The following is a 22,614-nucleotide window of genomic DNA, read 5'->3' as shown; positions in this document are numbered from 1 at the left end:
ATGGACGTTGACGGCAAAGCTAGGTGCGCGTCGAGGCAAAGAGATTTCCCGGAAGCCTTCGAGTTGTGCAAAGAGGACTGGGTTCGTGACGACTTGACACGATTACGTCGAACAGCCTCCCGCTTTGCTCCTCGACGGCCAAGTTGACAGTTCGCAGAGCTGACGAAGCCGAGATTGTCATTTATCGAAACGCAGCTATTCAAGCTCAGACCGAAGACTTGGTCCTAGCATTTCTTGTCGATCTGGATTGAGGGTAGCGGCCTTCCGCGTGGCGCGCCTTCTGGAAGGGAGGGCAAATCAATCTACCACTTCTCCTCTGGGTCAAAAGCCTCGGTCTAGCGCTCCACTGCAAAGTTGGTGGCGTCCCCCTGAACCGACATGTAGCCGCACTGCTTCCACAGTAGTGAAAGGCCACGAGCGGAATTTCCTGTAGCCTGAATGAGAGGCCTGGAACGAAGGGGGCGTACTTCATTTCTCGAGACATGCTGGTGAAGTAGATCGGCTTGCCGGCTTGGTCCATCACCTCTGGGCTCCATTCTTCGCCCGCCGGACTTGTCATCGGCGTCCTTAACAGAGCGCTTGCGAAGGTCGTGCCCTCTCGCCATGCTGCTTCGTCGTCCGGCAACTCTTCGCCTTCCTCATCCTTGTTTGGCGCAACGTTGTGGACGTGGAAAAATATCCCGGCATGTTCGAAGAATGCGGACCAGTCGTGCAGGACGAATCCACGATCCAGCTATGTTCCCGTTCGCGCCGGGACCAAGAGCATCATCGGCCGCTCCAACTCTTCGGCCACTTCGGGCAACTGTCCATCTGCTCGCGAGTCGGGGCGTTGCAGACGAAGCGGGATCGAGATCGGAGAGCCGGACGAGTCGGGCCACTGGTCGGCGAGAGCGTTGGTCGGTGCTGCTGCCACACGAACGATGGTCACCATCTGACTGGAAAGGCCTGGATGGCCGGCCTAGGCGACATCGCGGCGAGCTCCGGGCATCATATCCGACATGATCAAGGGCGTGGCCATAGCTGCCCTTGTACTGGCGTGTGCCAGTCTTGCAGATCAGCAGTTGTCCTACGGGCGCTATACCGACGCCGCCGTGGCTCTCCTGCGGGACATCGATCGCTCATTCCGGAGGTAGGTGAGAGGGCTGGTGGCCCGCCGCACATCGTGGGCGTGTACCGACAAGGAAGAGACCGCCCGAGGCGGCCTCTTGGGAGTGGTCAGCTCTGCGGCGGGCCCTTGTGCGCTGTCTTCAGCGCTTCTTCGCTGTGGGATGACAGATCGGCGGACTTAGCTTGCGCCCCCGGGACGCGATCTTTCTCCAAACTCGCCAGAATTCGACCAGAAGTTCATTGCTTCTCTTTGATAACGGTGGTGCTGCCGGTGCTGCTACCACAGTGCCTTCCTCGCAGACTTTGGTCTGCTTGATGCGTCTTCAGCTTCAACGCGGTTCTTGAAGGCCATCGGACCGATCTGCGTCACGACTGCCTTGTCCGCCGGGCGCGGGGAGGTAATCGTGCAGCTGTGGCTAGGTCCCTGCACGACGTAGAACTCGTCAGCGATAGCTGGGTAGCGCATCCGACCTTGAGTGCGCCAGCAAGAAGAAGGGATGCTTTCATTGTCACCTGTTCAATGCTGGAAAAGAGGACGCACGGATAAATGGCAATCCAAGTGCTGTTGCGCGCACGACAGACTTCCGCTCTTCCGCTTACCTTCCAATTCCTCTTCGGGTCCGTAACTCACCCGAGGTTTCGAGGTTGCGTAGTTTGTGGTGCGAACACGGAGCGCGACAGTCTTCCTGCATCGAGATTTTTGGTTCGCCAAAGGTCCAAGTGGTCGCCCCCTTCTTCATCTCCAGATGCACCGCCTCATACGCCGCCTTCCGCTTTGCGACCAGCTTCGCCCGTTGTGCCGTCGTCAGGGCGCTGCGGATCAGGTTTTCGTCAATTTCGGCGAGCCAGACGACCGCTGACTAGAAGGCACAATGAAATTTGCCGAGAGCAGGAACATCATCCACTTCGGGGAGGTTTGTTCTTCATCGGGGTCTAGCATTGCGGAGTTCTCTCCCATGGCTACCCAGATCGTAATGGACAGCACAGGCGACCGCAGACATGTTTTTGAGCAAGATGACCCCAAGGGGCTTGCCGAGGCTGAGCTGCGGTTCAAGAAGCTTACGAACCAGGGATTTACCGCTGCCACTCGGACCGCGGCCGGCGATCTCAAGCTTATAAGGTCATTTGATCCAACAGCGGAAGAAACGCTGTTCTATCCGCACTTAGTCGGCGGTTAGACCCTTCGCAGCACGGAAGATGTTTTTGTTCGGACGCAACGTCGCCCAAGGTGCGCGTTTGCGTGCTCTGCGTGCGCTCTACCGGAGCTTCAACGAGCAAAATGGCCCGGAAGCTCGTGCACGCCGTCTTTTGCGAGAATGGTTATCTCCAGAACAGCGCGCGCAATTTGATGCCAACGATTTTTTTGAAGTCACTGGTTCCCATACCGGCCGGCGATACCGAATTCACCAGGGCGCCATGAGCAATGTTTTGGAGCTGGATGAAAAACTGGAGCCTAAGACGGGGTGGTGCTTCCTTCCCGAACGGGCCCTGGCAATTGGCGATGTGATGCTCGCCCAGAAGATCGCGCTCGAAACTGACGAAGCCGCGGTTCTCGCGATCGCAAAGCCGTTTTCTCCGAGACTGCCGTTTGTGCCCCGAGCAGTGCGGCGCGCCTGCTAGAGCTCATCATGGGCGGGGCCGTCGCTTGTGACGGCGCCGGCCCCTTGCCGCGGAGGCGCCAGTACGCGAGACGAGGACGACTTGGCGACTGCATCGAGCATCGGCGCCTGCGGCAGCAGGCGCAAGAACGTCTGTCCCTTAAGGTTATTTGGGTTGCTTAACGGTGCCTAATGAGTTTGCGGATGCGGACCGCGAGGCGATTGCTTCAACCTTTTGCAGCGTTCGTGCGAACTCAGACCGGACATGTTGGGCGTGCGCGACGTCCCTCGGCTCCGACAGAAGCGCGATCTTCACCAAGAAGCGGTTCAGCAACGACGCGTTGCGACGATTTGTCGGAATATTGCGGTGAGTTGCCGACGCTTCTCGACGAGATCAGGTGGTTCGTAGTACGGCTGGCTTGGGTCACGGACGCGACGGCGGTGTGGGCATCCATCACCCGCGTCATCGCCGGTTGGAGTCCTGTTCTTTACCTTGCTCCAGTCTTTCGGCCGATCGGCACTGTAGCGCCGGTTGAGCGCTTGGAGACTAGGCCCTCGGGGCCCATACGGGATGCGGCACCGAACAGGTCAGCGCTGATCTCGCCAGTCTCGAACGGCGCGACGAACATGCCGCGGGCGGCCGCGTAGCAGCTGGGCCAGATTGGTCTTGCGCGTGCTCAGCGGCAGTTGCCGGAGATCCTCGCCGCCGGGCGCGATGATGTCGAAGGCGTACAGCTGCACCTCGTCGTTGTGCTTGCGCGAATGCAGCGCGTTGAAGTCGGCGACGCCGTCACCTTCGGCGGCTTCCTTACAGCGGACGCATGACTTCCATGCTGCGCGCCGTAGCGGAATCGATTGTCTGCGTTACTAGTTCTACGCCTGTGGCTCCGGCGGTTCAGGTTGTTTATGGCCGCGGCGCATGGGGGCTACCTTCGGTTCAAGCCTCTGGCCGTGAGCGCCCCAAGACGGTCGCAAAATTCGGAAGCTGTTCGTTGCCGGAAGCACGATAGATGCTGGTACGCTGCAGCCCCGTCTTTTCAAGATTTCTGAAATCTTGAAATCTTTGAGCGCTTGTCCAATCGCCTTGCAAATTGTGCGAGTTTCAGCCGAAGCGAATGCTTGATTCAGCTCATGCGCCAACTGCGAAGTGGTAACTGGCCGGTAAGTTCGTCACTCGAGCCTCCAACGCAGAAGGCCGGCTCAAAGAGCCGGCCTTGTTCGAGCTGATCAGTACTTCGCGATGACCGGACCGCCCCAGCGATAGTTCAAGCGGACGAGGCCCATATCGACGTCCTGGCGAATACGGTCGCTGCCGAATGCCGCACCCAGGGGCGTTGTCAAGCCGATCGTGCGGTTGCCAAGGAAGATGTGGTCGTACTCAAAGCCCAGCGACCAGTTGGGTGCGAAGCCGAACTCCAAACCGGCCCCGACCGTCCCACCCCAGCGAGTTTCACTTGCCGAAGCCAGCAGCGTGCCTGCGCCGAACGTACCTGGGGCCGCGTAGACATCGTACTTGTCGCCGACGACGGCGCCGCCGCCCTTCACGTAGAACAGCACGTTGTTCCAGGCGTAACCGACCTGACCGGTGATGAGGCCGAACGAGTCGATGCGCGAACGGTTGCGAGTCCCAAACCCTGGGATCGTGCTGACGTTGTCGCCCGAGAAGTCAGCCCAGTTTCCTTGGCCTTCCAGCCCGAACACCCAATTGGCGGACTGCCAGCGGTAGCCGATCTGGCCGCCGACGGTACCGCCTGTCGCGTTGTGGCAACCTTCGCCGACCAAAACGCCGGTCACAGGAGTAACGAAGTCCCAGCACTTGTGGCTCGACCCGCCGCCGCCGTTGATGCCGATGTAGAAGCCGCTCCAATCGTAGATGGCAGCGACCATCGGGGCCGGGGCCTTGGTGTACGGCCTAGCCGCCATATCTGCCGCACTGGCCGGAGCCGCCAGAGCTAGAGCCAATGTTCCGGCGGCAGCCGCAATAACCTTCTTCATGCGAGTCTCTCCCCAGAATAACGAGTCAATGAATAGGCGCCCACCTGCCGCGCTGAAACTAATCGTTCTACTGGGAATTGCTGTAGCGTCGTTGCATCACCTGTTCCGAAACAGGCGCGGGGAATTTGTCAATGTATGTGAAGTGCTTGGATGGAACTCAATGCGCTTTGGCGTGCATAGACCTCACCATTCGTACGCCTTTGGGACGCACGATGGGACAAGAAGGCTTGGCTACGTCTCGCTGCCGAATGCAAAAACTCGCAAAGGCGCGGCATCTTCGAGCGGTACAATTAGATCTTCCGAGCGGGGTTGCGCACCCATCATTTAGTCTGCCTGCCAAGCTTAGCCAGCCTCACACCCGCGCTCCCGCCATTCTCAAGAACTCGACGCCGGCTTTTTCTAACACGGCCTTGAAAGGGTAGGCGCGCGGGCGTCGCCTGCCGCGCGCCCTCGAGGAAGCATGTCGCGCGTCGAGATTGTCTCAGAGGGCCTCTGGGCGTGAACCGGGAGGACCGAGGCGGCGGAGGCCCGCCGGCTCACGCTGGCGCACTTCTGTTAGCTAACCAGTAGCAAAGTGAGCCTGGCAACCATGACATAGAAGCCCGTCGCTGCGGAACAAGGAGCCTGGCGCGTTCTCGGTTCCCATAACGTTCTTCTGGCAGCCATCGGTGCTGGCCGGCTTTGACTCTTTGTTGCTCGGCTTGAATTTGGCGGGGCAAGTCTGGCGTTCACCCGCGGAACACCCTGTGCGAGTGCTGGGTTGTGACACGCGGTTGTAAAAGAACGAACAGCGCACGACACGAGTCGTTGGCCGATCACCTCTTTTCATAGCGGGCAAGTTCCGCCGATGAAGCGAAGTGCCGGCGCGGCCGAATGTGCTTGGTGTTAGGTCTGACAGCCGGCCGTGAGAATCGCCTCTGACGGCCCAAGCCGTTATCGGGTGCGCTCTGCGGCCACACGGACTTTACCCGGCGTTCGCCTTTAATCCTGCAGCTTGGATACCAGCCACCGCACAAGCTTCATCGTTGTCGGATGTATCTCCGCTGACTCCGACGGCGCCGAGCAGCGTCGTTCCGTCCATGATCAGCACGCCGCCGGGGACCGGCACCAGCGCGCCCTTGGCCATGGTGTTCACGGCGCCGATGAAATAGGCCTGCTCCTGTGCGCGCTGGAATAAAGCCCGCGAACCCATGCCCAATGCGAGCGCGCCATAGGCCTTGCCGTGCGCGATCTCGGCGCGCATCAGGCTGGTGCCGTCCTGCGCCGCGGCGATCTTGAGCACACCGCGGGCGTCAAGGACGGTGACGACCAGCGGCTTCAGCTTCAGCTCGGTGGATTTCGCGAAGGCGGCGTCGAGGATCTTGCGGGCGGTGTCGAGCGTGAGGTCAGCCATGGCTCGTTTCCTTCGTAATGGGAGTGGTTGTGGGTTGGGTCTTTGCGCGATCAAGGCTCATCGCCAGCACGCGTGCGACGTGAAGGGCTTCGCGCTGGGCGCCGTCCTGGATCTGGTGCCGGCAGGAGGTGCCACCGGCAACGACCAGCGTCGCCTGATCTGCACGGCGCACGGCAGGCAGCAGCGAGAGCTCGGCCATCTCGATCGAGGCATCGTAGGTGTCCGCGCCATAGCCGAAGGCGCCGGCCATGCCGCAGCAGCTCGACTCGATGGTCTCGACCCTCAGGCCGGGGATCAAACGCAGCACCTGCTCGACCGGCTTGAAGGCGCCGAATGATTTTTGATGGCAATGGCCGTGCACCATTGCCTTGTCGGCGATCGCGCCGAGCGGCAGTTGCAGCCGGCCGGCCTCGGCTTCCCGCACCAGGAACTCCTCGAAGGTCAGCGCGTGGGCGCTGACCGCCTTGGCGTCATCGTCCTTGCGCAGTGAGGCGAGCTCGTCGCGCAGGGTCAGCAGGCAACTTGGCTCGAGACCGACGATCGGCACGCCGCGCGCGGCAAAGGGTGCAAATGCGGCAACGAGACGATCGAGTTCGACTTTGGCTTCGTCGACGAGACCCGCTGACAGGAAGGTGCGGCCGCAGCACAGCGGCCGGCCGCCGCTTGCGGGTTTCGGCAGATGCACGCGATAGCCGCCCGCCGCGAGCACGCGCAGCGCGGCGTCGAGATTTTCGCGCTCATAGATGCGGTTGAAGGTGTCGGCGAACAGCACGAGTTCGCGGCCGGATTTCGGTCCCACGCTGTCCGCGGGCGGTGCAAACACATCGCTGCGGAAGGCGGGGAGCGTGCGGCGCGCGCTGATGCCGGCAAAATGCTCGAACAGCTTTCGCAACAGCGGGCTGCGGTTGCGCAAATTCGCCAGCAGCGCGAAGCGCGACGCGAGACCGGCATAGCGCGGGAGGTAGCCGACCAGGCGGTCACGCAAGGTCAGGCCGTGCGAGGCCGCGCGCGCGGCGAGCACCTCGATCTTCATCTTGGCCATGTCGACGCCGGTTGGGCATTCGTGGCGGCAAGCCTTGCAGGACACGCAGAGCTTCAGCGTTTCCATCATCTCGTCGGAGGAGAGTGCGCCCGCGCCAAGTTGGCCGGAGATCGCGAGGCGCAGCGTGTTGGCGCGGCCTCGCGTCACGTCCTTTTCGTTGCGCGTCGCGCGGTAGGACGGGCACATCACGCCGCCTTCGAGCTTGCGGCAGGCGCCGTTGTTGTTGCACATCTCGACCGCGCCCTGAAAACCACCGCCGGCCCCGGGATAAGCGGACCAGTCGAGTTTTGTCTTGAGCTCAGCGACGCGATACTCAGGCTTGAAGCGGAACAGCGAACGATCGTCCATCTTCGGTGCGTCGACGATCTTGCCGGGGTTGAGCACGCCATCGGGATCGAAGCGCTGCTTCACCTCGCGGAAGTCGGCGACCAAGCGCTCGCCGAACATTGTTTCGTGGAATTCGGAGCGCACCAGGCCATCGCCATGCTCGCCGGAATGCGAGCCCTTGTATTCGCGCACCAGCTCGAACGCCTCTTCGGCGATGGCGCGCATCGCCTTGACATCCTTCTCGAGCTTCAGATTCAACACCGGCCGCACATGCAGGCAACCTTCGGAGGCGTGGGCGTACATCGTACCGCTGGTGCCGTGCCTGGCGAACACCTCACTCAAGCGCGCAGTGTAGTCGGCGAGATGCGGCAGCGGCACGGCGCAGTCCTCGACGAAGGAGACCGGCTTTCCCTCCTGCTTCATCGACATCATGACGTTGAGGCCGGCTGCGCGGAAATCGGCGATCCCGCTCTGCAGCGCGGGCTCGGTGATCTCGACCACGCCGCCCCATTTGCGCTTGTCGTTATTCCAGCCGAAGCCGAGATCGCCCATCAGCTCGCCGAGCTGCTTCAGGCGTAGGAGGTTGTCCGTCTGATCCTCCTCGGCGAATTCGACCACCAGCACCGCATCCGGATCACCCTTGATTGCGGTAGAGATGATCGGCCGGAACATCGCGATGTCGCGGCCGAGCGCCAGCATGGTGCGGTCAACCAGCTCGACGGCGATCGGCTTCAGCCTGACCAGATGCTGGGCCGCGTCCATCGCCTCGTAAAAACTGCCGAAATGGCAGACGCCGAGCGCCTTGTTGCGGATCACGGGCCACAGCTTCAGCTCGACCCTGGTGGTGAAGGCGAGGGTGCCCTCGGAGCCGACGAGAAGATGCGCCATGTTGTTGCGCGCATTGCGCGGCACCAGCGCGTCGAGATTATAGCCGCCGACGCGGCGCTGCACCTTTGGGAAACGCGCGGCGATCTCCCCGGCCTCGCGGGCGCCGAGATCGAGCATGTCGCGGAACAGGGCGCGCGCGCTGTCGTTCGCATCGAAATCTGAGAGATCGCCCGACACCTCGCCGTAACGATTCAGTGTGCCGTCCGCGAGCGCAGCCTCCATCGACAGCGTGTTGTCGCGCATGGTGCCGTAGCGCAAGCTACGGCCGCCGCAGGAATTGTTGCCTGCCATGCCGCCGATGGTGGCGCGCGAGGCCGTGGAGACGTCGACCGGAAACCACAGGCCGTGTTTCCTAAGCTGGCGGTTGAGGTGGTCGAGCACGATGCCGGGCTCGACCACGCAGGTCCGTCCTTCGACGTCGAGCGACAGGATCCGGTTCAGGTGCTTCGAGAGATCGACCACGAGGCCGTCATTGACGGTCTGGCCGCATTGCGAGGTGCCGCCGCCGCGCGGGGTGACCTTCAGACCCTCGTCGCGCGCGATCGCCAGTGTCTTGAGGGCCTCGTCCATGGTCTTGGGCACGACCACGCCCGCAGGCACGATCTGATAGAACGAGGCGTCGGTGGCGTAGCGGCCGCGGCTGAAACCGTCGAACAGGACGTCGCCGGTAATTTCTCGGGCCAGACGTGCCGCTATGCCGTCCCTTTTGGCCGATTCCTGTGATTTCCCGGGCACTTCCGCTGCCATGGTCCGCTCTTGCCTGTTCGCCGCCTCCGTCTTGCCTACGGGCACGGCCCTTGGCAAGGCGAGCCCTGCTTCTTGTGCATTGACGGACCCCGCCCGGCGAGGGACAAGCCCGGCGAATAGTGATATTCGAGCGGCTCGCGCAGCCCCCTTCAGGCCAACAGGCCCGAAGTCAAGCTGGGCTCAAGGCCAAGACAGATTCCAAGACAGACTCAGAGACAAGCCTCAAAGACCGGGAAGGACGCCGATGACCGTGCATACTGGAAGGCATTTCCTACAGATTCCAGGACCGACCAACGTGCCCGACCGGGTGCTGCGGGCGATGGACATGCCGACGCTGGACCATCGCGGTCCGGAGTTCGCCGAGCTCGGTTTCGCCGTCCTCGCGGGAATGCAGCGGGTGTTCCGCACCAAGCAGCCCGTGATCATCTTCCCCTCGTCCGGCACCGGCGCCTGGGAAGCTGCGATGGTCAACGTGCTCGCGCCCGGCGACAAGGTCCTGATGTGCGAGACCGGCCAATTCGCCGTGCTGTGGCGCGGTATCGCAGAAAAGTTCAAGCTCGACGTCGACTTCGTCCCGAGCGACTGGCGCCATGGTGCGGACCTCGCCGAGATCGAGAAGCGCCTTGCCGCCGACAAGCAGCATACCATCAAGGCGGTCTGCGTCGTCCACAACGAGACTTCGACCGGCTGCGTGACGCCGCCACTTGAAGTGCGCAAGCTGCTCGACCGGGTCAAGCATCCGGCCCTGCTGATGGTCGACACCATCTCCGGCCTCGGCTCGATGGAGTATGAGCACGATGCCTGGGGCATCGACGTGTCGGTCGCCGGCTCGCAGAAGGGCCTGATGCTGCCGCCGGGCCTCGGCTTCAACGCCGTCTCGGAGAAGGCGCTCGCGGTGGCAAAGGCCAACCCCGGCATGCGCTCCTATTGGGACTGGCAGGAGGTCATCGGCTTCAACAAGCTCGGCACCTTCCCCTATACGCCCGCGACCAATTTGCTCTACGGCCTGCGCGAAGCGGTCAAGATGCTGGAGGAGGAGGGGCTCGAGAACGTCTGGACCCGGCACAAGCGTCACAGCGCGGCGACGCGTGCCGCGATCAAGGTCTGGGGCCTGGAGACGCAGTGCGCCGATCCTGCCGCGCATTCGCCGGCTCTGACCGGGGTGCGCGTGCCGGACGGACATGACGCCGATGCCTTCCGCAAGGTGGTGCTGGAAAACTTCGACATGTCGCTCGGCACCGGCCTGAACAAGGTCAAGGGCAAGGTGTTCCGCATCGGTCATATCGGCCACTTCAATGATCTGATGCTGATGGGCACGCTCGCCGGCGTTGAGATGGGCCTCGATCTTGCAAAGATTCCGCACCGGAGCGGCGGCGTGTTGGCGGCTATGGACGTCCTGAAGGGACGCGACGCGGTGCCGATGGCCAAGGCTCAGGTGGCTTGAAGGCTCAGGTCACCGAACCAACCTAGAGAAAAGAGAGCGCGCGATGAACGCACCGACGACTGCGAATGAAGACCTGCTCTACTCCGTCACGGACGGCATCGCGCGGATCACGTTCAACCGCCCGCAGGCGCGCAACGCACTGACCTTCGCCATGTACGAGCGCATGGCGGAGATCTGCCAGGAGATCAATGCCGACCGCACGATCAAGGCGCTGATCCTGACTGGCGCCGGCGACAAGGCGTTTGCCTCCGGCACCGACATTTCTCAATTCCGCGCGTTCAAAACCGCGCAGGATGCGCTCGACTATGAGGCGAGGATCGATCGCGTGCTCGGCACGCTCGAGCAGTGCCGCGTGCCCGTGATCGCGGCGATCGCGGGGGCCTGCACCGGCGGCGGCGCCGGCATTGCGGCCTGCTGCGACCTCCGCATCGGGACTGAAGCGACGCGCATCGGTTTTCCGATCGCGCGCACGCTCGGCAACTGCCTGTCGATGTCGAATATCAGCCGCGTCGTCTCGCTGGTCGGCCCCGCCCGCACCAAGGATTTGATCTTCAAGGCGCGCCTGGTCGAGGCGCCGGAAGCACTGGCCCTCGGCCTGCTCAACGAAATCGTTCCCGACGTCGAGACGTTGCAGCGCCGTGCTGACGAGACCGCCAAGCTCGTCGCGAGCCACGCCCCGCTGACGCTTGAAGCGACCAAGGAGGCAGTGCGTCGCATCCGCCGCACGCTGTCGCGCGAAGAGGGCGAGGATCTGATCCTCAAGGCCTATATGAGCGAAGATTTCCGCGAGGGAATGGACGCCTTCCTCAACAAGCGCACGCCGAACTGGAAGGGCAAGTGATACCAGATTGACACTTCAGAACGAAAGAATGCAGGGGCTTGCCATCAATCGAACCTGCTGTGCCCGTTCTGCGAGTTCCCTGCGCCGAGAAGCACCCGGACGTATTGCTGCACCCATTTTCAGCGCGCTTCCTGATGACGCGTAGCTTCATTAATGAGGTGGGTCGTACCTGAGAGTTTGAGCTGCTCCGCAATAATTCGGGCGCGGTCAGCGACATTGCGCTGAGTGGCTTTTAGGACTCCGGCGCGCTGGGCGCACGCAAAGACGTCACAGGCCTCTGCGAGGAAGCGCGCTTTGTACCCGAATGCCTTGACGCCTTTTTTGGAGCGGAATTCAATCTGGTTTGCTAGCTCGAGCAAGTCTTCGCTGATGAAGGGCTTTAGATTCGGGACCTTCAAAAAAGCGGGCAGATTGGCGCTGCCCCTGTAGTATTGACGTCCTTTAGGTGGGCGAATGCGACCTAGGCCGACCATAAAGCCGCTTTGCGTGATCACACGCTGCCCATCGTCGAGAACACTAACCTCAATCTCGATGGTTCCGAATCGAATGACGCCCTCATGCGTGGCCTGCGGCAAGTGTCTCGCCCAACGGGCTTTGGCGGCCTTCCGAGCAATCTCCCTTCGCTCGTCATCGGACAGTGTAGCTGCTCTTGCAATGCCACCGGCCGCACGGGCGGGCACTCCCCACTGCACTTTCCACCGCGCTCTTCTCAGTTGGTGATCGTGATTTACACTGACTTTTCTGGTCGCATCCATATTTCAGGAATATGGTTGCATCAGAAAATTGCAAGTACGAAACTGATCAGGCCCATACAAGCCGAAGTGAAAGCTGTGTGGCCATGGGCGTTCCATGACCGGGAGAAAAGGGCCTCTATGAATCGGGCTACGGGCGGCAACGCTACTGGAGCAGCGCGGGCTCATTTAAAACATCCGTAACTCGTTCGGGTGAAGAGCAGTACCAAACCGCTGTACAGAACGCTTTGAGTATCACGTCCTTGCACCCAATCTGTGGAACCGGCCGAAACGTTGCAGTGAGAGCTTGAGCAAGGCTTAGCGCTCGGTAAATATCTCGCTCCTCATAGAGCTTCGGACCAACGAGGCTTCCCAGTAATCCGCCCCAGAAGCTATGCTTGTGAGAACGTACTAACACGCCCTTCTTACCCACGGAGATCCAACAGGCCTCTCCACTGTCCAAGATGATCGTCGCATCGTGGCCAAATCTCTCGTTGATGTAGAGGAGGCGCGGCATCTCTACTTACTCGAAATATCTAGGATTCTTAAATCTCTGGACCTGATCAAGCCATCGATCCTTATTTCGGAGCCTCCGCGAGAGTAGCGGCTGGGTTGTAACCCAATTCCGCGAGGCTTGTCTCATTCCAAAGTCATAAGAGGGATGACATCGGACGGCTTGAACTCGGCTGGATTCGCCAGCACAATGGGCGCTGAATTCACCTCTGAATTTCCAATCCGAACAAGAGCATAGGGAAGACGCGTCGTGGGACATGGAATCAAGGCCGCGATCGCCCTGGCGGCTGCGCTTTGCGGCACGCCGGCCTTCGCCGGCTGGGAGCCGACCAAACCGGTCGAGATCGTGGTGGCGGCGGGCGCGGGCGGCGCCTCCGACCAGATGGCGCGGATGATGCAGGCCGCCATCCAGAAGAACAATCTGATGAAGCAGCCGATTGTGGTCTCGCTCAAGGGCGGGGCTTCCGGCGCCGAAGCGCTGATGTACATGAAATCCAGCGAGGGCGACCCCAACAAGGTGCTGATCGCCTATTCGCTGATCTACATGCTGCCGCTGTCGGCGAAGATCCCGTTCAACTGGCGTGAGCTGACCCCGGTTTCGGTGATTGCGCTCGACCAGTTCGTGCTGTGGGACAACAGCGGGGGTCCCAAGACGGTGAAGGAATTCGTCGCCGCGGCGAAGGCGGCGAGCGCGCCGTTCAAGATGGGCGGGACCGGCTCCAAGCGCGAGGATCACGTGCTGACTGTGTTCCTCGAGCAGAAGACCGGCGCGAAATTCTCCTATCTGCCCTACAAGTCCGGCGGCGAGGCCGCGACCCAGCTCGTCGGCAACCACACCGAATCCAACGTCAATAATCCATCGGAAAATCTCGAAGTCTGGCGTGCAGGCCAGGTGCGTCCGCTCTGCGTGTTCGACAAGGAGCGAATCTCCTACACCAGCAAGGTGACGGACACGCAGTCCTGGGCCGACATCCCGACCTGCAAGGAGGAGGGCGTCGATGTGCAGTATTTGATGCTGCGCGCGATGTTCCTGCCCGGCAAGGTCACCGCGGAACAGCAGGCGTTCTATGTCGAGCTGTTCCACAAGGTGACGCAGACCGCGGAATACAAGGACTACATGGAAAAGCAGGCGCTGAAGCCGATCTTCCTCACCGGCAAGGACATGGTGCAATTCCTCGAGGAGGACGATGCCGTCAACAAGTCGCTGATGACGGAAGCCGGATTCGTCGCGAAGTAATCACATCCTCCACGTCACCCCCCGCGGAAGCGGCGCATCCGGTATTGCACAGAGCTCGACCAAAGACGGCTTCTGCACGGCGTACTGGATCATCCGCTCCTGTGCGCAATCGCGCGCTAGGCGGATGACGACAGCCCAATTTGAACTGGCAGAGCATGTCCCAGACCGATCTTGAAATCGTCGTCGACGATCCGACCGCGCCCGAAGACGACTCGCCTTCGCTCGTCTCCTCCGGCACGATCGAGATCTTCGTCTGTCTCCTGTTGCTCGCGCTGGCCGCCACGCTCGGCTACGACAATTGGCGCACCGGCGCCTCCTGGGATTCGACCGGGCCGGAGCCCGGCTATTTCCCGTTCTATCTCTCCGTCATTCTCGGCGGCGGCAGCCTCTACGGCCTGATCGCGGCGCTGGTGGCGCACCGCGCGGCACCCGAAACCTTCGTCACGCGCGCGCAGGCTCGCCGCGTGATGGCGGTGTTCGTGCCGACGCTGCTGTTCTGCCTGGCGACGCAGTATCTCGGCCTCTATGTCGCGAGCTTCCTGCTGATTGCGGCCTTCATGCGCCTCGTCGGCAGGATCGCGCTGTGGAAGTCGCTGCTCACTGCCGTTGTGTTCACGGCGATCATGTTCGTCACCTTCGACATCGCCTTCGACGTCATCATGCCGAAAGGGCCGCTCGAAGCGGCCTTCGGTTACTAGGCGGGCCCGCGATGGAAGCTTTCGGTCTCTTGCTTCACGGCTTCGCCGTCCTGCTGACATGGAAGACGCTCGTGCTGATGATGGTCGGGCTGGTGCTCGGCATCTTTGTCGGCGTCTTGCCCGGGCTCGGCGGACCCAACGGCGTTGCGATCCTGCTGCCGCTCACCTTCACGATGGATCCGACCTCGGCGATCGTGATGCTGTCCTGCATCTACTGGGGCGCGCTGTTCGGCGGCGCCATCACCTCGATCCTGTTCAACATCCCCGGCGAAGCCTGGTCGGTCGCGACCACGTTCGACGGCTATCCGATGGCGCAGCAGGGCAGGGCGGCGGAGGCGCTGACGGCGGCGTTCACGTCCTCTTTCATCGGCTCGCTGGTCGCGGTGCTCCTGATCACCTTCCTCGCCCCGATGATCTCGTCCTTTGCGTTGAAGTTCGGCCCGCCCGAGTTCTTCGCCGTATATCTGCTGACCTTCTGCTCCTTCGTCGGGTTGGGGCGCGAGGCCAAGCACAAGACCATCATCTCGATGTCGCTGGGGCTGTTGCTCGCCGGCATCGGCATGGACACGGTGTCGGGCAATCTGCGCATGACCTTCGGCTCGTCCGAGCTGCTCCGCGGCATCAACTTCCTGGTCGCCGTGATCGGCCTGTTCGGCATCAGCGAGATCCTGTTGACGATGGAGGAGCGCCTCGCGCTGCGCGGACACGCGGCGAGCATTTCGCTGCGCGTCGTGCTGAGTGTGTGGAAGGACCTGCCGAGATACTGGGTGACGCTGCTGCGCTCCTCCTTCATCGGCTGCTGGCTCGGCATTACCCCCGGCGGCGCGATCGCGGCCTCCTTCATGGGCTACAATCTGGCCAAACGCTTTGCCAAGGATCCCGAGAGTTTTGGCAAGGGCCGCATCGAGGGCGTGTTCGCGCCGGAGACGGCGGCGCACGCCTCCGGCACCGCGGCGCTGCTGCCGATGCTGGCGCTCGGCATTCCCGGCTCCGGCACCGCCGCGATCCTGCTCGGCGGGTTGATGGTGTGGGGACTCAATCCGGGACCGCTGCTGTTCATCGAGCACAAGGACTTCGTCTGGGGCCTGATCGCCTCGATGTATCTCGGCAATGTCGTCGGCCTCGTGCTGGTGCTGACGACGGTGCCGATCTTCGCCTCGATCCTGCGCGTGCCGTTCGCCGCGGTGGCGCCGATGATCGTGGTGTCCTGCGCGATCGGCGCCTATGCGATCCAGAACGCGATGTTCGACATCTGGCTGATGCTCGGCTTCGGCGTCGTCGGCTACGTCTTCAAGAAGATCGGCATTCCGCTCGCGCCGTTCACGCTGGCGCTCGTGCTCGGCAACCGCGCCGAGGACGCCTTCCGCCTGTCGATGATCGGCGCCGGCGGCGACCTCAAGGTGTTCTGGTCGAACGGCCTGGTCGGCTCGATCACGACGCTAGCGATCGTGCTGCTGTTCTGGCCTGTGATCGATGGGTTGCTCGCCCGTGTCGGATTGACGCAGGGGTCCAGACCGACGCCGCGCTAGGCATATTTTCTTTATTTCAAAAAGATAGCCGTGCTGCCGTCCTGGCCCTAGCACTACTTTGGCAGATTGTTGATTTTGTCTCGTTTTATAGGATTCCCGAATCAATTTTTCAATGATTCATGGGTGGTCGGCTCTTGGAGGGCTGACCATGCCGGGATGGGAAGACGAACTCGAACGCTGGCTGAGGCCGTTCTTGGACCGGCTGGGTCATAAGACCCGACAGCGGATGTGTCCTCTGTATGTTGCGGGACTGATCGGTCCTGGCGATCGCAAGAGCATTCAGCCGATGGCGGAACGCCTTGCCACGAGCAACTACGACCAGTTGCACCATTTCATTGCGGACGGTGTATGGGACGCGACGCCGCTGGAGACAGAGCTGCTCAGCCAGGCGGACCGACTTGTCGGCGGCAGCGATGCGGTGTTGGTTATCGATGACACCTCATTGCCGAAGAAGGGTGAGCGCTCGGTCGGTGTTGCGGCTCAATACGCGTCGGCTCTCGGTAAAACGGCAAATTGCCAAACGCTGGTGTCTCTAACGCTTGCGCGCGGCGAAGTGCCTGTGATGGTCGCGTTACGTCTCTTTCTGCCCGACAGTTGGACGAGCGACATGTCTCGTTTGAAGCGCGCTCGCGTGCCAGTCGAACAGCGAACGCCACGGTCCAAGCCGGAGATTGCTTTAGCCGAGATTGACCGCGCGATGGCAGCCAAGGTGCGCTTTGGATGTGTGCTGGCGGATGCAGGATACGGCCTCAGCGCACCGTTTCGACAAGGGCTAACAGAGCGCGGGCTGGCCTGGGCTGTCGGTATCCCTCGGCACCTGAAAGTGTATCCGGTCGATGTGAAGCTCATTTGGCCGATTACTAAAGTTCGCGGGAAACCACGAAAGCACCACGTGCCCGATATCTTATCGATTGCGGCAGAACAAATGCTGGCCAGCGCCAAATGGAAAACCGTGAGTTGGCGCAGCGGGACGAAAGGTCGGCTAAAAGCCCGATTTGCTGCTCTCCGTGTCCGGACCGCCGACGGCCCTCCGCAGCGGATATGGGATAAAGGTCAGCAGCATCTCCCAGGCGACGAAGCTTGGCTCATTGGCGAGCAACGTGCCTCTGGGGAGAAGAAATACTATCTCGCCAATCTTCCGGCGGCGACGGATCTGCGCACACTGGCCGCCACCATCAAGGCACGGTGGATCTGTGAGCAGGCGCATCAGCAGGTGAAGGAGGAGCTTGGACTTGATCACTTCGAAGGGCGATCATGGCAAGGTCTGCATCGCCACGCCCTGATGACAATGATTGCCTACGCCTTCCTGCAACATCATCGCCTCGCATACGGGGCGGAAAAAAAAGAATCAACGGGCCTCCGCCTCAACCAACCATGCCCGCCGTACGTCACGCCATCGTCGATCTCATCCTTCGGCCGCCGTCTCAGCAGTGCCCATATTGCCGAAAGCAAATCCTTGAAAAACAGTGGCGCAAACACATTCTGCCAAAGTAGTGCTAGGTCGTGGACTCATAAGCTCTGAGCCAAAGTCTAGTTGATGCCAGCAGAACAGCGGCGAGGAAGTTTCTAGCGAGTTTGTCGAAGCGCGTAGCAACGCGGCGGAAGTGTTTGAGTTTGCAGAAGAAGCGCTCGATCATGTTGCGCTGGCGATAAAGGCCGGGATCGACCGAGCGCTGAACTTTACGGTCCCGCTGGGTCGGGATGTGCGCCTCGCCGCCATGCTGGCGAACCAGTTCGACAATGGCTTGGGCGTCGTAGCCGCGGTCGGCAATGAGAGCGCGGGCGGGCGGCAGTCCTTCAAGCAGGGCTGCCACGGCGGCCTTGTCGGATGCTTGGCCGGCGGAGAGCACGATCCGCAATGGAAGGCCATTCTCGTCCACGACGGCGTTGATCTTGGTGCTCAGTCCTCCACGAGAACGGCCAATGGCGTGATCCGGGCCCCCTTTTTACCGCCGGCTGCATGCTGGTGAGCGCGAATGATCGAGGAGTCTATGAGGTGCAGGGATCCGGGTGATTGCGCCGCAAGTGTCTCGAAAATCCGTAGCCAGACGCCAGCCTTTGACCAGCGGTTGTAGCGATTATAGGCGGTCGTATAAGGCCCGTAGCGACTGGGCAGATCGCGCCAAGGCGAGCCCGTCCTCAAAACATAAAAGATCGCATTGATGATGCGTCGGTCATCCACCCGTGCCACGCCCCGTGGTTTGTTGGGCAGCAGCGGTGCGATCAAACGCCACTCGGTCTCCGAAACATCGTACCGGGCCATGTTCAAGGTCCTCCTGGGACCTTGAATCACGACAAACGCAAACGCTCAATGGTTATAGGTACAGAACCTAGGCGTTACGCGCCCAGATTGTTTCTCGATGTTGCCGGCGCGGCACAGCCGTTGGGCGCCCCTCAGGGTTTGTTTTCATCACAAAATTGTGCAGAGGAATTGCCATGAAGCGGATTGTGATTGGAATGGCGGCGGCGTTGTCGCTGTTCGCGACGGGCGCACTGGCTGCCGATCTGGCCGCAAGGCCCTACGTCAAGGCGCCGGTCATGGTCGATCCGGTCTGGAGCTGGACCGGCTTCTCCGTCGGCGGCAATGGCGGCTATAGCTGGGGCCGTTCGCGCACCGACGTCTCCTACTTTAACTCGGCAACCGGCGCGGCGATCGCCCCTCCGGCCGGCTCCATCACCAACGCATCTTTCGACATGAACGGCGGCATTGCGGGCGGCCAGGCAGGCTACAACTGGCAGAGCGCCAACTGGGTGTTCGGCATCGAAGGCGACCTGCAGTGGTCGGGTGAAAATGGCCGCGCTACCTATAGCTGCTTTACCGTCTCGGTTGCCGGCGGCGCCTGCCTTCCTGGTCTGACGGCCGCTCCGGCTGGCCTTGCGACTGCCACCACCCTGACGGTCGATCAGCATCTTCAGTGGTTCGGCACGGTTCGCGGCCGGGTCGGCATCCTGGCGACTCCGAAAGTGCTGTTCTACGGCACTGGCGGTCTGGCCTTTGGCGAGATCAAGACCACCGGCACCATGACCGGCTTCACGCCCGCGGGCGTGGCGGTCGGCTCGGTCGGCTCGAATTCGACGACGCGCGCGGGCTGGACTGCTGGCGTGGGCGTCGAAGGCAAGATCACCCAGAACTGGAGCGCCAAGCTCGAATATCTCTATATGGATCTCCGCAACTTCTCGTCAGGTCCGTTCACGCTGGCGCCGCTCTCCACGGTCAGTGCCAACGTCTCGTCGCGCTTCACCGACCACATCCTGCGCGCCGGCATCAACTATCAGTTCGGCGGCCCGGTGGTCGCCAGGTACTAAGAACAACAGGGGCGTCAACAAGAAGCAAAGCCCGGCTCGAGCCGGGCTTTGTCGTTTCTGTCCTAATTTTTGGAAATGGCGCAGGGCCGACGATCGGACGGCGCGATTGACTTGTTGCGGTCGCGCCACATCCGCGGCCTGATCTGCTCTGGTTGGACCCGCGAAGCCGTATGCATCGGGCGCCTCCCGACGCCATCGCATCAGTCTGCGGAATCCATCCGACCATCAAATCGTACTGAAATAGCAGTGTTTTCGAGAACGCCCGGATGGCGCGCGCACGCCTTCCGTACGCGGCCGTGCGCTCGCATCCCACAAACGACTGACCTTCGTTCGCACGCGCGGAGCGATGCGCTCTCCCTAATGTCGCGGCACTGAATCGCCCGCCTCGCGCGAGCAGGCGAACAGGCAATTTTGGTTGAGGGAAGATTGACGACACGAACTCTGCTAGTTGCGGTCGCGACCGCCATGCTGCTCGCACCGCCTGCTTTCGCCGCTGATCTCGCGGTGCCGCACATTTATACCAAGGCGCCGCAGGTGGCCGTGGATCCCGGCCACAATTGGAGCGGCTTCTACGCCGGCATCAACGTCGGCTATGGCTGGGGCCGCTCGGCCACGACGGCGGATTTCATCGACAGCGGAGGTGGCGCGCTGCTGAATTCGAGCGCCGGCAAGTTCGATCTCAACGGCGTCACCGGCGGCGGACAGATCGGCTACAACTGGCAGCGCGAGATGTTCGTGATCGGCTTCGAGGCCGATTTCCAGGGCAGCGGCCGGAAGGGCCGTTTCGACGCGCTGTGCGCCGGCGCGCCGGCGGGTTTGCAGGACGGCGTCTGCACGCCGGGTCATCGCGGCGACAACACGTTCGATCCCGCGCTGCCCGTTACGTTCAATCTCGTCCAGAAGCTCGACTGGTTCGGCACCGTTCGCGGCCGGCTTGGTGTCGCGGTGACGCCGCGCGTGCTGTTCTACGGCACCGGTGGTCTCGCTTATGGCCGCGTCTCCACCTACTAGGGCACCATCACCGCGACCAATGTCAGCGCAGCCCCGGGAGCGGCGACAACCTGACGTTCACGCCCGTTACAGCAGATTTCAGCAACAGCACGACGAAGTTCGGCTGGACCGCAGGCGCCGGCATCGAAGGCGCCTTCGCCGACAATTGGAGCGCCAGGCTCGAATATCTCTATGTCGATCTCGGAACCGTCTCGGGCTCGCTCGCAACGCCAGTGATCGCGCTCAGCGGCGCGCCCCTGGTCGTCGGCTATCGCTCGTACATCACCGACAACATCCTGCGCTTCGGCGTCAACTATCGCTTCAGCGGGGCACCTGAGCGGCGACGCAGCTCCGCGAGTCAAAAAGCCCGGCGAGCGCCGGGCTTTTTCGTTGGCCGACCTCTAACGAGGCGCTCACACCACTTTGGCGTGCCTGAGCTTGGCAATCTCGTCCGCGCCGAAGCCGAACTCCTTCAGCACTTCGTCGGTCTGCTCGCCGAATTCCGGCGGCCGCGCCACCATCCTGCTCGGCGTGCGCGACAGCGTCACGGGCTGACCGACCAGGCGGATGTCGCGACCCTCGTCATTCGGCACCTCCTGCGCGATGCCGAGATGCTTGACCTGCTCGTCTTCGAACATCTGGTCGATGGCGTAGATCGGCCCGCAGGGCACGCCGGCCTCGTTGAGTTCACGGACCCAGGTCTCCGTGGACTTCGTCAAGGTACGCTTCTCGATCTCCGCGTTGAGCGCGTCGCGGTTCTTGGAGCGGGCCGGCGCGGTCAGATAGTCGGGATGGCTATAGAGTTCCGGCGCGCCGATCGCCTGCGCGCACCGCTCCCAGATCCGGCCACCCGTGGTGGCGATGTTGATGTAGCCGTCCGAGGTCTTGAACACGCCGGTCGGAATGCTGGTCGGGTGGTTGTTGCCGGCCTGCTTTGCCACTTCGTTCTCCATCAGCCAGCGTGCGGCCTGGAAGTCGAGCATGAAGATCTGGGCCTGCAGCAGCGAAGTCTGCACCCACTGGCCCTTGCCTGAGACTTCGCGCTCCAGCAGCGCGGTGAGGATGCCCATGGCACAGAACAGACCGGCGGTGAGGTCGGCGACGGGAATGCCGACCCGCATCGGGCCTTGGCCCGGCGCGCCGGTGATCGACATCAGCCCGCCCATGCCTTGCGCGATCTGATCGAAGCCCGGCCGCTTGTGATAGGGCCCGTCCTGGCCGAAGCCGGAGATGCTGCCGTAGACGATGCGCGGATTGATCTTGGCGAGGCCCTCATAGTCGATACCGAGCTTCTTCTTCACGTCGGGGCGGAAATTCTCCACCACAACGTCGGCCTTGGCGGCGAGGCGCTTGAACACGGCAAGCCCGCGCTCGTCCTTCAGGTTCAGCGTCATCGCCCGCTTATTGCGATGCAAATTCTGGAAGTCGGAGCCCCGCCGCGGCCCACCTGGCTGCTCGCCGCCGGCATCCTCGGTGAGCGCGTCGATCTTGATCACGTTGGCGCCCCAGTCCGCGAGCTGCCGCACGCAGGTCGGCCCGGACCGGACGCGGGTCAGATCGAGCACGGTGAAGCGCGACAGGGCGTCCGAGGCATGCGGAAAAGGCATCTTGGTGGGCTCCGGGACAGATTGCGGGCCTACCATAGTGCCGAATGACCATGCGGCAAGACATCACGCGGCAGGTCAGGGCCGCGCGGGACCTGGGACGGTGGCGGTCGCGCTCGGCGACGTACCACACCGGAGAGTCATGCTCTCCGGCCCAGTTGGAATTCGAGGCCGCCAAGAAAGCGGCAGGCGCGAAGAATCCCGCGGGCCCGGTCACGAAATGACTGCGCTGCAAGCGCCGCCCGATCGCGGTGCTGATCGATGTCACAGCAGCCGCTGTGTGGCAATTGATGGCGTCTTGGCGAATTCGTAGGCCGGCCACGCCTTCCATTCAGGAACCATTAAGGTGCCGAACGGCAGCTTAGTTTTACAGCGCTTAAATGGGCGAGGAGAGGGACCATGAGATTTGCTTCAATGATTATCACGTGTGCCGCCTTTGCCAGCATATGGGCCACGAGCGCATCCGCCCAGCAAGCTGTTCGACCGCAATGGAATTACCAAGGTTCGGCTGTTTGTCCGGACGGCTATGACTTTTATGCTCGAAATGGCTTGTGCATAGCTCGGGGAGGGTATGGCGGCGGACCCCGTTACGGCGGCGGCTATGCTGGTGGGGGGTATGGGGGC

Annotated in this window: 16 protein-coding genes and 3 pseudogenes; 12 read left to right on the top strand and 7 right to left on the bottom strand. The window is 62.0% G+C overall.

Going from position 1 to position 22,614, the window contains the following annotated elements; genetic code table 11:
- Nucleotides 1-1,344: 1,344 nt before the first annotated feature.
- A pseudogene (locus IVA88_RS27965) lies at nt 1,345-1,614 on the bottom strand (hypothetical protein).
- 449 nt (nt 1,615-2,063) lie between these two features.
- Between IVA88_RS27965 and IVA88_RS27960 the strand changes: the two are divergent.
- The 3 genes from IVA88_RS27960 (at nt 2,064) to IVA88_RS27950 (ending at nt 3,530) form a co-directional block, all read left to right on the top strand.
- Nucleotides 2,064-2,285, top strand: coding sequence for a hypothetical protein (locus IVA88_RS27960; protein ID WP_247500446.1), 222 nt, complete (start codon nt 2,064-2,066; stop codon nt 2,283-2,285).
- 19 nt (nt 2,286-2,304) lie between these two features.
- Nucleotides 2,305-2,727 carry a hypothetical protein gene (locus IVA88_RS27955; protein ID WP_247500445.1) on the top strand — a complete coding sequence of 141 codons (423 nt, stop codon included), beginning with the start codon at nt 2,305-2,307 and terminating at the stop codon, nt 2,725-2,727.
- A gap of 665 nt (nt 2,728-3,392) precedes the next feature.
- Complete coding sequence (locus IVA88_RS27950) at nt 3,393-3,530, top strand: hypothetical protein (protein WP_247500444.1); 138 nt, start codon at nt 3,393-3,395, stop codon at nt 3,528-3,530.
- Nucleotides 3,531-3,932: 402 nt separating this feature from the next.
- Here the strand turns inward: IVA88_RS27950 and IVA88_RS27945 are convergent, their stop codons facing one another.
- The 3 genes from IVA88_RS27945 to IVA88_RS27935 all read right to left on the bottom strand — a co-directional run bounded on the left by IVA88_RS27945 (nt 3,933) and on the right by IVA88_RS27935 (nt 9,097).
- Nucleotides 3,933-4,700: an outer membrane beta-barrel protein gene (locus IVA88_RS27945; protein ID WP_247500443.1), complete on the bottom strand. Its 768-nt coding sequence runs from the start codon at nt 4,698-4,700 to the stop codon at nt 3,933-3,935.
- A gap of 964 nt (nt 4,701-5,664) precedes the next feature.
- Nucleotides 5,665-6,093: a heme-binding protein gene (locus IVA88_RS27940; protein WP_247500442.1), complete on the bottom strand. Its 429-nt coding sequence runs from the start codon at nt 6,091-6,093 to the stop codon at nt 5,665-5,667.
- The gene (locus IVA88_RS27935) at nt 6,086-9,097 is read right to left on the bottom strand and encodes an FAD-binding and (Fe-S)-binding domain-containing protein (RefSeq protein WP_247500441.1); all 3,012 of its coding nucleotides are present in this window, start codon (nt 9,095-9,097) and stop codon (nt 6,086-6,088) included. The genes IVA88_RS27940 and IVA88_RS27935 overlap by 8 nt, the downstream gene beginning before the upstream one ends.
- 244 nt (nt 9,098-9,341) lie before the next feature.
- On the opposite strand from IVA88_RS27935, the gene IVA88_RS27930 reads away from it, so the two are divergent.
- Both IVA88_RS27930 and IVA88_RS27925 read left to right on the top strand, forming a co-directional pair.
- Entirely contained in the window at nt 9,342-10,541 is a 1,200-nt protein-coding gene (locus IVA88_RS27930; protein ID WP_247500440.1) for an aminotransferase class V-fold PLP-dependent enzyme, read from the top strand.
- A 43-nt stretch (nt 10,542-10,584) separates the two neighbouring features.
- Nucleotides 10,585-11,382, top strand: coding sequence for an enoyl-CoA hydratase/isomerase family protein (locus tag IVA88_RS27925; protein ID WP_247500439.1), 798 nt, complete (start codon nt 10,585-10,587; stop codon nt 11,380-11,382).
- Between the two features lie 119 nt (nt 11,383-11,501).
- Here IVA88_RS27925 and IVA88_RS27920 read toward each other — a convergent pair whose 3' ends face one another.
- Entirely contained in the window at nt 11,502-11,957 is a 456-nt protein-coding gene (locus IVA88_RS27920; protein ID WP_247500438.1) for a hypothetical protein, read from the bottom strand.
- Nucleotides 11,958-12,876: 919 nt separating this feature from the next.
- Between IVA88_RS27920 and IVA88_RS27915 the strand changes: the two genes are divergently transcribed.
- From IVA88_RS27915 to IVA88_RS27900, 4 genes and pseudogenes are all read left to right on the top strand, one after another.
- A complete protein-coding gene (locus IVA88_RS27915) occupies nt 12,877-13,863 on the top strand; it encodes a tripartite tricarboxylate transporter substrate-binding protein (RefSeq protein WP_247500437.1) in 987 nt (328 codons plus the stop codon).
- A 155-nt stretch (nt 13,864-14,018) separates the two neighbouring features.
- Nucleotides 14,019-14,561: a tripartite tricarboxylate transporter TctB family protein gene (locus IVA88_RS27910; protein WP_247500436.1), complete on the top strand. Its 543-nt coding sequence runs from the start codon at nt 14,019-14,021 to the stop codon at nt 14,559-14,561.
- An 11-nt stretch (nt 14,562-14,572) separates the two neighbouring features.
- Nucleotides 14,573-16,090, top strand: coding sequence for a tripartite tricarboxylate transporter permease (locus IVA88_RS27905; protein WP_247500435.1), 1,518 nt, complete (start codon nt 14,573-14,575; stop codon nt 16,088-16,090).
- 112 nt (nt 16,091-16,202) lie between these two features.
- Nucleotides 16,203-17,550, top strand: a pseudogene (locus IVA88_RS27900) (IS701 family transposase).
- 36 nt (nt 17,551-17,586) lie between these two features.
- Here the strand turns inward: IVA88_RS27900 and IVA88_RS27895 are convergent.
- A protein-coding gene (locus IVA88_RS27895; RefSeq protein WP_247500434.1) for an IS5 family transposase occupies nt 17,587-18,353 on the bottom strand; the annotation gives its coding sequence in 2 pieces (ribosomal slippage) (nt 17,587-18,029 and nt 18,029-18,353; 768 coding nt in all).
- 173 nt (nt 18,354-18,526) lie between these two features.
- Here IVA88_RS27895 and IVA88_RS27890 point away from each other — a divergent pair.
- From IVA88_RS27890 to IVA88_RS32360, 3 genes and pseudogenes are all read left to right on the top strand, one after another.
- Nucleotides 18,527-19,396, top strand: coding sequence for an outer membrane protein (locus IVA88_RS27890; RefSeq protein WP_247500433.1), 870 nt, complete (start codon nt 18,527-18,529; stop codon nt 19,394-19,396).
- Between the two features lie 426 nt (nt 19,397-19,822).
- Nucleotides 19,823-20,407: an outer membrane beta-barrel protein gene (locus IVA88_RS32365; protein ID WP_253075362.1), complete on the top strand. Its 585-nt coding sequence runs from the start codon at nt 19,823-19,825 to the stop codon at nt 20,405-20,407.
- Nucleotides 20,305-20,649: pseudogene (locus IVA88_RS32360) on the top strand (outer membrane beta-barrel protein); the annotation flags it as partial. The gene IVA88_RS32365 and the pseudogene IVA88_RS32360, both read left to right, overlap by 103 nt.
- 150 nt (nt 20,650-20,799) lie before the next feature.
- Here the strand turns inward: IVA88_RS32360 and IVA88_RS27880 are convergent.
- Nucleotides 20,800-21,993, bottom strand: a complete 1,194-nt coding sequence (locus tag IVA88_RS27880) for a CoA transferase (protein WP_247500432.1) — start codon at nt 21,991-21,993, stop codon at nt 20,800-20,802.
- Between the last annotated feature and the right edge of the window lie 621 nt (nt 21,994-22,614).

Source organism: Bradyrhizobium sp. 149 (assembly GCF_023073915.1).
Lineage (GTDB): Bacteria > Pseudomonadota > Alphaproteobacteria > Rhizobiales > Xanthobacteraceae > Bradyrhizobium.
Note: the sequence above shows the minus strand (reverse complement) of the source record. Positions and strands in the feature narration are given on the sequence as shown.